We start from the raw sequence: 15,353 nt of genomic DNA on the forward strand, positions 1-15,353 counted from the left end.
AAAATAAATATTGTTTAGAAAAATGACTTTAAATGTTATAAAAATGACAGAATGGTTCTTTTTGTACAAAACGCCCTATACACTTAAGTTTATAGACAATAAAAGACTTTTATAAAGGACAATAAATAACATATATTTACACACAAATAAAGATAGCCTGCCGGTATCGTTAGATGGGATACCTACTATATTGATACCCATACAATAGACATAGGTATGCTTACACAGACTATGTACCAAGCCGGATTCAAACGGGCACAATGCAATTATCCCCATCGGTCAACAGGTCGGTCACGTCGTATGTATAATATCCCAACACCTCGCATTCCGGCATAGCTGTAGTTGCAAAGAAGGTGAATGGCTTTTATATTCATTAGTCTGCCGTAGAAAACAGGCGGACGATCAGATCGAAATTGGAATCGCGGAAAGAAGTTTCCCACGGGGTCGTATCCGCTTGTTCATTGCGGGACTTGAGCATTCCGGAGGCTTTTTCCATCTCGCCGCGGTAAACGGCTGCACACCACTGGGTAATCCGGTTTTCAGGGAAATCCGTTTCCCAGGAGGCAACCATACGGTCCGCTTCCACTTCTTTTCCCAGCTCACGCAAGGCCAGTGCAGTCAGGAGATTGCCGGAACCAAACCGGGAACGTGACGTTTTATAACCGGCCACAGACGACAAGAGTGTCGCTGCTTTTTGATTATCCCCCTGCCCCATCAAGGCTTTTGCTTCCAGATAATCTTCCAGACGGCTATCGATCATATCGTCATAAGGTTTACCTACTCCCAAGTTTTCGGGCCATTCCTTTGAGGCTTCCACATTTCGCATGACCTGCCTGTAGTTTTTCCGGCTCAGCTGTTCCATTGCCTGGTACAGGTTAGCGGCACGATAAACGGCACGTCCGGCATACGAGCCTTCATTCGGAAGGACCTGCATCTTGTTCAGTAAGGAAATGCAAGGCTGGTACTGGCCTGTTTCACATAAAGCCTTTGCATATTTCAGGCCGATATAATAATTAGACGGATATTTCTTTATGTACTTCTTTCCGGTCTCAACAGCCTGCTGCCATTGGTTGTTCGCAGTATAATGATTTATCAATGCAAACCCCGTACGCCATGACATTCCGACCTGCTCCGCTTTCAGCAAGTCTACCAACCGCTCTTCACCACTCTTCAAAGAAGCACGGCTCAGATAGAAGGGGGCATAACCGGTCTCCCCGCAATCATTGAACAAAGACAATGCTTTCTCCCTGTTTTGATTTGCCCAGTAGATCAAGCCTTTATAATAACTGATCTTCCAGTCGGGACGCACGGTTGCGGCCCATTCCAACGCTTTCAAAGAGCTGGGCCGGAAAGGGAAGACCATCTCCGGAGAAACTTCATTAGCACGTTCCAGCAGGCGGAGGCTTTCATCGTCATTGCCTGTCCGGTGCAACAGGTAAGCCTGTTTGTAGAGGGCAACCGGATAGTTGCCGGCACAGGACAAGAGAGACAAAGCCTCTTCCGTACAACCGACCGATTCGTACCATTCAGCCAGCTCCATATAAGTTTCAAAAGGAAGTTCGTTGCGTATCAATGACTGAAAATCATCTATCGGATGCCCGGAGCCGTCGCCCTGATAGAGTTGTTCAAAACGTGCTGCATGATACAACGGAAGCTCCTCCAGCAGCGGTTCGATAAGCGCTTTGGCTTTCTCCAGTTGGTTCGTCTTACGATAAACCACCATTAAAACATGATCGGCGCTCAAATTCATTTGGTTGAACTCTTTACTTCGCAAGGCATAATGTTCAGCTTTTGCCCAGTTCTTGTCAAGCAGGAACATCTCAGCCAGTTTCTCGTAAGCGGCACTACGTACTCCCGGAGAATAGGAAGCTATCGAAAAACCGTCTTTGGCATCCGTACGATTACCCAAAGCCTGGTTACACAACCCATACAGATAGTTGACATCCCCATCGTACGTGTTAATGCTTAATGCCGTCTTGCAACGGGCAAGCGCATCGGCATAACGTCCTTGGCGGTAATAGAGGGAAGCAAGATCAGTCAGTGCAGGTACGAAATAAGAATCTTTTTCGAGGGAAGCCAGCAAGAACTTCTCTGCCTTGTCGAGCACTTTCTGATTCATCCATTGCTCTCCCTGCGTATAAAGACCATATACCGAGTTCCAGTCGAAATCGGCAGGCAATTGTTTCGGGCGACTGGTGATGTTATCCGAAAGTACCTCCGAATACACCAATAAGTCTTCGCCTACCACGACTTTCAGTTTACCAGCGGTAACAGCCTTATTCAATGGGATAGAATCTTTCCACGTTTCCAATACACCGCAGTTCAATGGGATAGAGTTCACTTCCTTTTCTCCTTCATAGAGCTTTATGGTTGTAGATAATTTCTGCAAAGGAGAGAAATACAACTTCAGAAAACCATCTTCCCTCAACACGTTAAGCGCTCCGATACGACTCGCCTTTGAGACTCCTTTTATTTCTTTTACCGGAAACCAGTATTCCGTCCATTGATCGGTCGCCTGCGGACCGAATGCCGTATGTTTATAAGGGGTAAACGCACTGTTGGAAGCCGGCTGATTATACATGCGACCCGATTGCAGTTCGATATACTGGCCGTCGGTATCCGTCAGTAAGTCTTCCCAAATACCTCCCTCTCGGGAAAGCCCCCAAAGGAAAATCTTCATACCCAGTTTCTCGTCATAATCGGCATGATGGATGGAACCAAAATCGTTGTCATGCCAGTAAGCGCCGTAGAAATCGTTATATTTCCCTACGATATGATAAGATTTGGAATTACCGAAATCATTCTTTTCATACCAGGAGATGTCGCGCCCCTGTTCATCCAAAGGAAAAGAATGGAGCTCGCCTCCGTGTCCGATATAATTGGTCCCAGGATAACAGAACTCGGCATTTCCGACTGCCGGATAGCCGGCATTCATCCACTGATAGTAAGGTTGATCAATGGATGAACTGTTATACCAGGTCGTTGTTGTCGTAAAGTAAGCCTTATCTTTCGGCAGATTCACCTCCACGGTCCACAGTGTCCGGGTAACCAGTTCATAAGAAGAGACATAACAACTCACACTTCCGTCCGGTTTCTGCCGGGTCACATAGTCGACCGGCGTACTGGAAGTCGGTGCATGACCAATAATACCGAAGTTGAACTCGATACCACCCGATGTCCAGGGACCGCGCATGGCTATATCACGAAACTTCACGACATGGTTATTGTAGATAAACTCCTTACCGGTCGTTTTATCCACGGCTCCCCATATTTTTCCACCTATCTCGGGAAAAAGAGTCAGTTTGATATAATCATTTTCAAGAGAGACTACTTTCCATTGCTGGTTGGTTCCTTTAGCAGAAAAACCGTCAAAACGGAAATAAGGATAGAACAGATCGGAAGGATCAGCCACCGGATCAGGATCAGAGAACGGATAGGTTTTAACCGTCTCTACTGTCTCGGTTACAGTCGCTTGCTGTGCAAACAAAGGTTGCAACAAAGAAGTTGCACAAAGAAGAATGAGAATCTTTTTCATGGTAATTCATTTATATGGACAATAATGTATATAAGGAGTTTAATCCTCCTTATATACGATTAAGGAGTACATTTCCAGTAAATTATACTATATCGGAAGATATTATTTTGCAATAATTAACAAACCCTTACCTTTTGGAACAACGATCTCATCGCCGGGCTTCCAGTTACCCTCCTGTTGGAAATTCTCTATTTCCGGTGCATACAACGTTACTTTCGACGGATCCAGGCCAAGCGCTGCCCAATCCACGGAAAGAGTCACTTTAGCATCCGTATCTTCCCAGGTTGCCAGCGAGATCAATGTTTTTTCTCCTGTATGGCGGTAGATAGTCGCCAATGTCTTTTCGCTGTTTGTCTTTACCGGATTATCTTTCACCCAGTAGCCGATCATTTCGCTGTGCTGCATACCGAACGAATCCCATAACTTCCACAACGGACCATTATCTACACGAGGGCTGCGGCCGGTCATGCCATACAACATTCCCCGCCACGGGTTGCCGCCACCTTCCAGCATTTCCCCCATCAGTCCGTAAGGAATACCTGAAACCTCGATCAACCAGAACTCAGGAGGAAAATCATAATTGAAATACTCGCCGAACCACAGGCGGTCAAGATACGGGAAATGTTCGAGATAAAGGTTCGCACTGTTGGCAAAGCCGTCGCGCTCATTATACTGGTTTGCCGAATGCAGGTCGATCATCGCGCCCGGATTCGTACGGTTCATGATCTTTCGGATGCGCTTCATCGTCATGCGGTCGAATGCCAGGTCATCGATATACAGGCCATCGATACCCACGTTCTTTACCAGCCAGTCGAGACCTTCCAGATAATAATTATGCCAACGGGAAACACCGCTGTTTACGATTGCCGCATCTTTCAGGTGAGGCACAAACCAAGCGTCGATGTAGTTCTGATCCAAATGTTCCTGCAACCAGGAGAAACCGCCGCCGGGACCTTCCGAGAAAATCTCATTCCCCAGGCTCCGCAAAGCGAACATCTCCACACAACTGTTAGACAGTTCACGAACCGTATTATAAATCTTCACCTTCATATCCCGCGCATGCGCTCCGTCGATATATGCCTTCATCTCCTTCGTCCGCAGGAACGGATAGTTGATAAACGGGTTAATACCTGTCGCGTGATGGATATTGAGCACGTTGGCGCCCAGCTTCTCCACCTTGTCGATAAAGTCATAACTATGATAATAACGCTCGCGCCATTGCTTATCGGTATCGATCGGACGGAACGGGGTGATGGCGATATTAAAATAATAATACAGTCTGTCTCCCTTCTTCACCTCCCGCTTCCCGGAATAGGCATTGATTCGTGTGCCGTCGGCAGCATTGTTGATATCGATGCCGCCGTTCCCGTTATTGCACCAGGAAACGGGCATATGCAGCGGCTTCTGGTGATAGAAATTCGTATTCAGTGGTCGTTCGTACGTATTATCATAGAAACGAATCTGGAGGCCGGCATTGACATCGCCCACCCAGGGGCCATCCTGGTTTTTCTCCACGTTCCATTTCCAGCGGAGGTCTTTCGGGCAATAACCGCCTTTCTCTCCCAGTCCCATCATATAACGTCCTATGCCGGGTGCCAGATGCGTACGCAGTCCTATATCTTCCACGGAAGCATCTTCGCGGGCAACCAGCGTCACTTTATATTCGATATTCCCATCCGATTCCATCTCTCCTTCCAGGTCCATCAGGAAACGGCTGTTCTGGTTCAAAGCCTTCCAAGCGATAGCTCCCTGTTTGCGCTTTGTGATCTCAAAGTTCAGATTCTCCCAGGTACCGCCATCCGCTGCCAGTTCCATCGGAGCCGATAAGACAGACCGTCCGTCGGTTCCGATTCCCGTCATCGTTTCCTTAAAATAACTGGTAATGCCGGCAGGCAATCCCAAAGACGAAAGCGTAACCTCACGCCCCAGGCAACCGATTGTCTTATCTTTCATCACCAGCGGTGTATAAGGAGCGATCACCTCGTCATCAAAACCTATCTGCGAATTGAGCCACCGCAGACGGGAATGGCGCCAGGGTTCATTATCACCGTGATTCGCTATTACATTTTCAGATACATGCAAAGAGACCTGCACCGTTTTACTTTCCGCATTGGCAGCAGAGACCGTCACCGTCCCCTGATAAGTTCCCGAAGAAAGATGATCCGGCAGTTGTGTACCGATCCATAAAGCCTGTACCTTACCCTGTTCGACGGAACAGTTCTTCTTAAATACGGTTCCCGTCACATCCGTCCCTTCCGTATTGAAACAGGTAAACGAAGAGGCGGGTATCTGCTCGCCGGTCACTGCATTAGACAGAGCCGAAAAGTCCACATGCAGATTCTCCACATCCGTACGGGCCGCCCATACGCCCAACTGGAAGACATAATATTCGCCTTTATCGGCCTCTCCCGTAAAGGTATCGTGCCGGTCATCGGCAATCCACTTATAAGGGATATCGGTCGTCATGCGAATCGGATATTTCCGGTCCTCGGTAAACAAAATATAGTTCTCGGAAGGACGTTTTTTCAACAACCGGGCAGTCTCGTCGGCCGTCGCGATCACCTCCATCGGATAAAAACTATTCAACTGGTCGATCGCCTGGAACTGCACGATCCTGGCAGCCGGAAGCGAAGGAGCTTTCTTGCCCGACAATTTATTTTTCTTTATCCAGTCGGCCGAAGCGGTATTCTCGAAAGGAGGATAATTGACAGTCGGATAATAACGGCTGCCGCTCATCACATTTTTCAGGTAATAAATGTAATACTCTCCCGGAACAGTCTGCGGCTGGAAAGCCACTTCCCCTCTCTCCCGGTTCACAGCGAAACGGCATACATTGGTAATCCGTTTTCCGGTCGTCGCATCCACTACGATCAGATTCTTATCTTCCGGATTCAGGTCACGGCGGCGCCATTCGATAGTAGCCAGTACCGCATCCGCCGGTCTCTCTACGGAGACAACCACCCGGTGATTACCCAGCGAGTCGGCATCCCAGTTTCCCAATCCATACAATTCGCCGGAAGGCACGGTCTGAGCGTGTAAGTTACTAAAAGTAAACAAACAAAATAGAGTAAATAGCATTTGCTTCATACGCATTAGTATTTAACGATTAATATTGTTTAATTCGATTGATCAATTCATCCTGCGGACGCCTTTTCTCCAAATCAGCCGGATCAGCCTGCTGAATGAAAGCATTCTTTAGGCGAATATTTTCTTCATTAAAAAGAACTATCTCCCTGTCAGAAAAGCTATCTCTCAATAGATCTGGGGGAGTACATAAAGAATACCCTAATTGCAGCAAAAGGTCTCCTGCTACGGATTCAAAGATAGCAATATCTTCCGAAGATAGTTCATGTAGAAACTTATTCGTATTATTTTTTAGGATCGGTATGGTTACATTCGACCACATCTTACCAGCTACGGCTGTATTTTTAGACTCCCGGCTCTTATAGTATTCCATTACCCGATCGGAATATGGAACATGCAAAAATTCACAAAGGCTACGTACCATTTCTTCTGGGTTGGCAATCAGCGTTTCGTAATTCAGCATAAAGAAATGATCTTCTGCAGTTTTCTCTTTTAAGCGAAGTGCTGCTTCCTGATCCTTCCTCCAGTTCTGAGCCAGCGCATAAATATGTTTTTCTCCTACAATCGCCTTTTTAAAAGAGAGAGCAACATCACGTCCGTCCCGATAAAGATAGATGTAATAAGGTTGAATCCCCGTAGATTCGATCCCTTCAGCATAAAACATATTCTTCATGCTCTTACAAAGCCAAAAAGAAGTTCCGCTTTGACGGGCGGCCGTTTCATAGATCACACGGAACAGTTCATATATTGTCTGTTGTTTGCAGGCGGCCAGTATTTCGTCGGTTCGAATGCTTATCCCCTCCCAAGGCACAGGATTTACTGTGACCAGTTGGCAAACGTCCGCTGCCAGTCGATAGAAATTCGATCGATCCGCCAGATCACCATATTTGGGTAATAAAGGTAGAAAACGCTGAAGAATATGCGGCGGATGCGGAGCGACAATCTGTTCTATACCATCCAGCATCACACGCAGCAAATTGGAACCGGATCGTTGCGTTCCAATCATTTGTATTCCTTGTATTGTATTCATAGAATTAGAATAAGATAAAACCCGCCACACCTGCTCCAAGGATCAGATAGATCGGACTAATTGTGTATTTAAATGAGATAAAGAATGTAGTAATAAAAATGACAGCAGCAGCCACCGACAGCGTAATGGTCTGCCCGATTGATATTGTCGATGCAACTATCATTCCGACAACAGCCGCCCGAATGCCTTTCATCGCTGCTTTCACTACAGAAGAATGATTTAATGCATCTACAAAGCGGGATAACAAAACCGTCAAGATAGCCGGAGGAGTAAACATGGCAATGGTAGCCAGCAAAGCACCCGACACCCCAGCCACTTTATAACCGATAAAAGCCGCCGTAATAAAAATAGGTCCGGGAGTGATCTGCCCGATAGCAATCCCATCCGCAAACTCTGCCGAAGTAAGCCACTGCAGATTCTCCACGAACAATTCATGTAATGCCGGAATAACGACATAACCTCCACCAAACAAAGTAAGGCTTATTCCAGAAAAAGTAGATAAAATCTGAACATTTTGCGGAACATCCAGATTCTGCCCGCTCCATAACAACGTGCAAAGCAACAATAATAACATTATACCAGATACGATCCATTGTTTTCTGCCTATAAGATCCTTACCGGCAGGTATCACATCTGTCTCAGCAAGCTGACGAAACAGAACAACGCCAGCTAGTCCACTACCTATAAGCAATAAGAACGTAACCACAAAACCTCCGATAAAAATCAATAATAAAGCAGCCAACAAACAAATACTCCATTGCGCAGGAACTTTCACGGTTTTCCGCATCATCCCGATCGCTACCGTAGCGATCAGGGCTGTGATGGCAGGAGTTATTCCGCTGAATATATTTTTAACTGCCGGAATATTGCCATAGGAAAAATACAGCCATGAAAGAAATACAACCAACAAAAAAGAAGGAATAATAATCCCGATAAAAGCAACGACTGCCCCAGAAATTCCCCTCAGGCGGTACCCGATATAAGTGATTGTATTCACCGCAAAAGGCCCCGGTAACACAGACGTCAATGAAATACCATCCAGCAAATCTTCTTCTTTCAGCTTTTTGTCCACTTCTACCAACTGCTTTTGGACAATAGCAATAAGCGACATATATCCACCAAATGCCGTAGCTCCTAATTTAAGGAACGTAAGAAATATATAGAGAAGTGAAGCCTGCCCCATTTTACTTAATTTCTTTAAAATATTTATCCCAGGTTTCCATTGGTACGTATATCGCTCGATAAGGTGCATAATACATGACACTTTCCCAAAGGACCTTACCTTCTTTGTCGGTTACCATGATCGAACCAGTCTTCGAACTGGTCTGTAGCAAATTCCCATTCGGCAACAAATAAGCATTTCCCATGCGGGAAGTATATTTGTCAGGAGGTAAAACGGCATTTATAACCGTTTCTGCTGTCATGTTCTTTTCATCCAATTTAAAGGATTTTGCTCCAGAACGTTTGTTATATAAACCGTTATCAAAAAGCATCAAGTCTCCATGTTCGGTTATATATGGAGAATGCTGGAAAGAGAAATATGCGGTAGTATCCATTTCAAAGTCTCCGTTCCGACCGAATTTCCAAAGTAATTCGCCACTTTGGCGGTCGATCTTCCAGATCTGATCTTCAATCGGATTGGATAACAGATAATTTCCATCCTCATCAAAACATAAGCCATTCATATGAAAACGATCGTACCGGTATTCATCAATATAAGGATCATTAGCAACATTCCAGACATCCCATGCCGACCAAGTTTCCAAAACGTTGCCGAGGGTGTCTATGACCATGATTCCGTCTCCACCTAGCGTATCTGTCACCATTTTTCCATTCACAGGTATTTCTGCCACTTTTTTAGGACGGTATAAAGTATGGATATGATGATTTTCATCCATTAATATATCATGATGAATTACTTGATAATCTTTTTCTTCGCGCATTTTATTAAGATCAACACGCCACATGGTTTCACCGGTTAACGAAACCTCTGCCAAAGCAGTCCCTCCGGCAAATCCAATTGATCCCCGGCGCATCGGTTTCTTATGTTCATCCTTCTGCACTTGTTCGGGAGTCATTGTATAATCATCAATAAAGTCTTTGACAAACGGTCGTAACATAGCCAGAAAAGTACCTCTCGGCGTAATAGAAGCTGCACGTACCCCAATATCATCCACCTGCCAAACCCAACGTACTTCACCCTCATTATCGATCAATGCCATGTAGCCTGGCAAGCGGCCAAAACAAACTAATATCATTCCATCTCCCAAAGCAGTTGTGTCATGCGGATGCTGCTCATTAAACCAATGATTAACCAACCAAGAAGACTGCTCACGGGTTTTAAAAGTCAGTTCTTTTGATTTTTGTTTAAACAAATTATCTATAATAACACGATATGTATATTCAGTATTGGCCTTTAAAAGTAGTAAATCAATATGATGAAGCGTGTCTGCATGGGAAGTCCGGGTACGATACGATTTCCCTGTCTTCTTTTCCGTATATTCAATATATACCGGAGCCGATTTTGCCAACAAAATATCGACCTTATTATACATTGCTGTGTTATTGGGAGAAGTTAAAGTAATAGATTTCAATGTATTCTTATCCATCCAACAAAAAAACACCAACACGACACAGACTATAACACCAATCATTACAATCAAACGCTTCATATCCATTTTAACTATTAAATTAAATAAAAAGAGGATGTGCAACAACCCCTTGCCTGCAACACATCCCCTCTCAATTACTTATTTCGGTAACCGTGAAGGATTCTCAGCTGCCAAATTCGGATTCAATTGTGCATCGTTCAATGGATACGGGAAATGCCGCAAATCAGAAGTTACATTTGTCGGTTGGGCGATACCCAACTTCTTTAAATGTGCATTTACGACTTCCTCATATTTTCCAAAACGAATCAAGTCTGCGCGACGCTGGAATTCAAACACAAGTTCATAACCACGTTCTTTAAGAATAGCATCATTCATCGCTTCTTTTGTTGAAGGAGCCGGGAAACGATTATGCTTTCCATATTCCGGAGCACCGGCACGAGCACGAATTTGATTCAAATAAGGAAGAGCCGCAGCCGGACCGTTCAAATTATTCTCGATTTCCGCCTTGCAAAGAATAACATCCGACAAGCGGAAAATACAAATCGTACGTCCGTCATAATAAGCGTCCGAAATCATATCGTACGTATATTTCATGGTAGCTACATTCTGCATATACTTGGTCGTATCATTCGGAACAACCGTTACCCCCTCTTCCGGAACCATGTAATGGAAACCGTAATCAGATTGATCATCACGTTTTGCATCTCCCGTATAATCATAATAAAAGAACTCACGGCGTGGATCTTCTTTGTCATAACTACGCCAAAACGGAAGGGATACGCCATAATATTGCCAACGCCCCGGTACTTCCGGATGATCCGAGGGACCAAAGTGACAGGCAATCTCGGCAGCATTATTTCCCGTTTCATGCAATAAAGCAAAAATCATCTCCTTTCCATATTTGTTGTTTTCCGACCATACATATTTGAAATCACTTTCCAACTCATACTGGCCACTGTTCAACACCATGTCGATATACGTTTTCGCATTGGCATAATCATGGTTACGCAAGTAGATCTTTCCTAGCAACGTAGCTGCGGCTCCACTCGTGGCACGAGCCAGATCCTGGCCACTCCAGCTAGCCGGCAAAAGGTTGATACATTCTTTCAAATCAGAAATCAATGTCGCTTCAATTTCGGCTACCGGAGTCAATGCCGCATCATTCATGGTAAACGGATTCTTCACCAACGATGTGATAAAAGGAACTGCTCCCCATGCATCTGTCAAATCACGATAAGCCATCGCCCGCAAGAATTTAGCCTGTCCCTTCACCTGGTTCTTCTTTTCTTCTGACATATTAACAGCATCTACATTATCCAGAATCGTATTGGCATTCGATACCACATTATACATATCCCTCCAGTTGTTGCTGAAATAGCGGTTGCTGGCATCATACGTCATATTGCTCAGTTTAGTCGGGTCGCCGGCAGCAGTAGAATAACCTATATCGGTAGCGTAGTCGGTAATCATAATCATATACCCCCCGTAATATAACCAAGCATCCCCCGGATAAGGATTCATATCCGAATACAATCCCACTACGGCTGCTTCAATATCCGATTCCGTACTATAAGCATTTGCTGTTGTCAGATTACTATATATTTCCGGATCCAGATCAGTACAAGCCGAAACCAATCCCATCGTAACCAGACCTAATAAATATTTCTTATAACTCATTTCTAAATTCTCCTTTCCATTAGAATGTAATATTCAAACCTACCGTATAAGTACGCATAGCAGGATAAGCATTGAAATCCATACCTGCACCAGCATTCGCCGTTTGTTGGCTGCCACCAGACTTTGCAGCTTCATTTGCTTTCGTATCCACTTCAGGATCCCAACCGGAATAACCTGTGATTGTAAACAGGTTTTCAGCTGAGAAATAAACCCGGCAAGAACTTACCACCTTTTTAAACGGAATCGTATAACCCAATGTCAGATTCTTCAGACGAAGGAATGAAGCGTCCTCGATAAAATGATCATTCACATATCCACCATACTGCGAATAGTAGAAACCGTTACGCGGAATATCCGTATTCGTGTTCGAAGGCGTCCAACGATTCAAAGCGTCTGTTGTACGTTTCCACTCCAAGTTCATACGTGTCATGTTCAACAAATCGTTACCGATAGATCCTTGGAAGAAAATTGACAAATCAAATCCTTTCCAGGCAAAATTGTTGGTCAAACCAAAAATCAAATCCGGATTGGCATTGCCTATAATTGTACGGTCATCTGCATCGATTTTACCATCATTATTCACATCCTCGAATTTCGGATCACCTGGTTTTGAATTAGGCTGTGGAGCATACGATTCACCTTCTTGCAATACACCTATATACTTCCAGCCATACAAAGAGCCCAATGGTTCTCCCTCGCGTACAATCGCGTAAGCATTTTCCGATACAGTACCAACCGGTTTAGCAGAAGTAATACGTATGTCGCCACTACTACCCAAGTCCAATACCTTGTTTCGATTGAGTGCCAAATTAAACTTGGTATCCCAAACGAAATCACCAGTTAAGTTATGAGAAGTAATGTCCAATTCAAAACCACGATTCGAAATTTCACCTACATTCTGCTGACCGGAAGTAAAGCCGGTATAATAAGGTAAGGAAACTTTCAGTAACAAATCTTTTGTCTTTTTCCAGTAACCATCCAACGTAACAGACAAACGGTTATTAAAAAATCCCATATCAAAACCGACATTATACTGAGTAGTCGTTTCCCATTTCAAACTGGCGTTCTCAGGACTGCTTTGACTAAGATGCGTACCCGGTATATTGCTTGAACCGTCCAATGTGACATGGTTGGTAGAAACCAATGCATAGGAAGCATAATCTCCAATACGTTCGTTACCCGTAACACCGTAACCGGCACGTACTTTCAAGTTGCTGAAAACACCCCAATTCTTTACAAAATCTTCTTCGCTGGCACGCCAAGCCAAAGAACCCGACGGGAATGTTCCCCAATGGTTGTTCGCTCCAAATCGGGAAGAACCATCCCGACGAACCGTTACCGTTGCCAAATACTTATCATTGAACGTATAATTCACACGACCGAAGAATGAGGCCAACAAATTTTCTGTCTTGGAAGAAGAGACCCCTTTAATGGAAGCTGCTCCCAAATTGTTCCATTCGAATAAATCGGTAGAGAAACCTTTTCCGTTTGCTGAACGAGATTCTGCACTGTACTTCTCATACGAATATCCCAACATCACATTCAAGTCATGCATATTGTTGAAAGTCTTCATATAATTTAAAATGCCTTCAAATACCTGCCGGGTTGCCCTGAAATCATACGTAGAAGCAATACCACCTTCTATTTCTCCTGCATAAGTAGTAGATTTCGGCAAATAAGATCCTTTGAAATTATGCAACAATTCGACACCGGCTGTAGCTTTGGCTGTAAATCCCTCAAACGGATGAACTTCAAGGAAAGCTGTCCCGTTGAACTTGTCATTTACCACCTCTTTTTTACGCTCCAGCAAATTGGCCAACGGATTATCCCCACGACCTCCCGGAACGCGCCCATACGTGCCATCTTCATTGTAAGGCTTTACTGTCGGATCATAACCCATCACACTCAACATGACGTTCTCACCCAAAATATTTCCGCTATAGGTTTGAGCGTTCGAACGCTCGCGATGGGCATACATCGTAGCACCAGCTTTTATGAAATCGTTGATAGTTTGGTCTACATTCACACGTCCGGAAATACGGTTAAAATCTGTATTCTTCAAAACACCCTCTTGCTTATAATATCCCAAACTGGTCAATACCTTTGTCTTTTCAGAACCTCCACGGAACTGAATATTATGATCCTGTACCAAAGCCAGGCGTGTACAGACATCCAACCAATCGGTATCTACGGTAGACTGCAACTGAGACGGCGTATAAGCTCCGTTCGGATTACCTTCCTGACCGTCGATCTCCTGATACAAAGCGTTTTGCAAGTTCATATAATCCTTTGCATTGATAAACTCAAACGGATTATCCACCTTCTGGGTTCCCAAATACCCACTGTAAGAAATTTTGTTTTCGCCAGCTTTTCCTCGTTTCGTTGTAATCAATACGACCCCGTTCGCTCCACGTGCTCCATAAATAGCCGTGGCCGACGCATCTTTCAGGATCTGCATGGATTCAATATCATTCGGGTTCAGGTTCAAGCCTTCGGAAGAAGGGAAACCATCCACCACATAGAGCGGTTCGTTGGTAGACGAGATTGAGTTGTTACCACGAACACGTACCGAAATAGTACCACCCGGGGCTTTAGAACTCTGTGAAACCTGTACACCTGCCGTTTTACCTTGCAACGCCTGGGCTGCGTTACTCACCGTACCGCCCAGTACCATGTCATCTGCTGATACAGTAGAAACAGCGCCGGTTAGGTCTTTCTTCTTTACATAACCATAACCAATGGCAACGACCTCATTCAGACCAATTGCCTCTTCAGCCAAACTGACATTCACCACAGGCTGGCTACCTACCTTAACTTCTTTCGTAGTATAACCAATAAAAGAAATAACCAGAGTTGCATTATTAGGTACATCCAGGGTATACTTACCGTCCATATCGGTAACTGTACCATTTGTGGTTCCTTTCTGTACAACATTGGCACCAGGTATGGGTCCTCCGGCATTGTCCGTTACTACACCCGACACCTTTTTAGCCTGTTGAGTGATCATAACACTTTCATTCTTTGCTTTCGTTGCATCCACTCCATTTGGAATAGCATACGAAGAAACGAGGGAAGATAAACATAATCCAGCTATAAGACCGGACCTTGAAAACACCTTCCGCGTCTGAGAATCCACTGCTTTTGCAGCAAGATTGTCTTTCAGTAAAGCGTTGTTCATAAACTTGAATTATTAGATTTATATCTGCATTACAATTGCATCACTCTTTACAGCAAACTTGTCAGAATACCAACAATTAACCTGAGTTCGATAAGAACTCTTTCAAAACAGAGAAAACTTAAAAAGAGAAATATGTAAAAAAGGCTTTAGAAGACTCCTGTTCATAAAGATTTGAGTGAAAAGAGTGTTAAATTCTTATTTTTTTTAATATAAGAAACCCGCGTTAGCGTATTTTTA

General features: G+C 44.4%; 7 protein-coding genes. All 7 read right to left on the bottom strand.

What is annotated here, in order from left to right:
- Positions 1–373: 373 nt before the first annotated feature.
- Complete coding sequence (locus DXA15_RS22375) at positions 374–3,535, bottom strand: DUF5107 domain-containing protein (protein ID WP_128135490.1); 3,162 nt, start codon at positions 3,533–3,535, stop codon at positions 374–376.
- Between the two features lie 102 nt (positions 3,536–3,637).
- Positions 3,638–6,622 (bottom strand): glycoside hydrolase domain-containing protein, encoded by a 2,985-nt coding sequence (locus DXA15_RS22380; protein WP_128135491.1) that lies wholly within the window; start codon positions 6,620–6,622, stop codon positions 3,638–3,640.
- Positions 6,623–6,641: 19 nt separating this feature from the next.
- Positions 6,642–7,649: a sulfotransferase gene (locus DXA15_RS22385; RefSeq protein WP_128135492.1), complete on the bottom strand. Its 1,008-nt coding sequence runs from the start codon at positions 7,647–7,649 to the stop codon at positions 6,642–6,644.
- A gap of 4 nt (positions 7,650–7,653) precedes the next feature.
- Positions 7,654–8,832 carry a chromate efflux transporter gene (gene chrA / locus DXA15_RS22390; protein WP_158579699.1) on the bottom strand — a complete coding sequence of 393 codons (1,179 nt, stop codon included), beginning with the start codon at positions 8,830–8,832 and terminating at the stop codon, positions 7,654–7,656.
- Position 8,833: 1 nt separating this feature from the next.
- Positions 8,834–10,321, bottom strand: coding sequence for an aryl-sulfate sulfotransferase (locus DXA15_RS22395; protein ID WP_158579700.1), 1,488 nt, complete (start codon positions 10,319–10,321; stop codon positions 8,834–8,836).
- A 78-nt stretch (positions 10,322–10,399) separates the two neighbouring features.
- Positions 10,400–11,938, bottom strand: a complete 1,539-nt coding sequence (locus tag DXA15_RS22400) for a RagB/SusD family nutrient uptake outer membrane protein (protein WP_128135495.1) — start codon at positions 11,936–11,938, stop codon at positions 10,400–10,402.
- A gap of 19 nt (positions 11,939–11,957) precedes the next feature.
- Positions 11,958–15,116: a TonB-dependent receptor gene (locus DXA15_RS22405; RefSeq protein WP_009860375.1), complete on the bottom strand. Its 3,159-nt coding sequence runs from the start codon at positions 15,114–15,116 to the stop codon at positions 11,958–11,960.
- Between the last annotated feature and the right edge of the window lie 237 nt (positions 15,117–15,353).

Origin of the sequence: Parabacteroides sp. AM58-2XD, assembly GCF_003463685.1 — a bacterium.
Taxonomy (GTDB): Bacteria; Bacteroidota; Bacteroidia; order Bacteroidales; family Tannerellaceae; genus Parabacteroides; species Parabacteroides segnis.

Coding starts and splice junctions, on each gene's coding strand:
- DXA15_RS22405 (WP_009860375.1), bottom strand. CDS start 15,116: ATGAACAACGCTTTACTGAAAGACAATCTTGCTGCAAAAGCAGTGGAT.
- DXA15_RS22395 (WP_158579700.1), bottom strand. CDS start 10,321: ATGAAGCGTTTGATTGTAATGATTGGTGTTATAGTCTGTGTCGTGTTG.
- DXA15_RS22380 (WP_128135491.1), bottom strand. CDS start 6,622: ATGAAGCAAATGCTATTTACTCTATTTTGTTTGTTTACTTTTAGTAAC.
- DXA15_RS22385 (WP_128135492.1), bottom strand. CDS start 7,649: ATGAATACAATACAAGGAATACAAATGATTGGAACGCAACGATCCGGT.
- chrA (WP_158579699.1), bottom strand. CDS start 8,832: ATGGGGCAGGCTTCACTTCTCTATATATTTCTTACGTTCCTTAAATTA.
- DXA15_RS22400 (WP_128135495.1), bottom strand. CDS start 11,938: ATGAGTTATAAGAAATATTTATTAGGTCTGGTTACGATGGGATTGGTT.
- DXA15_RS22375 (WP_128135490.1), bottom strand. CDS start 3,535: ATGAAAAAGATTCTCATTCTTCTTTGTGCAACTTCTTTGTTGCAACCT.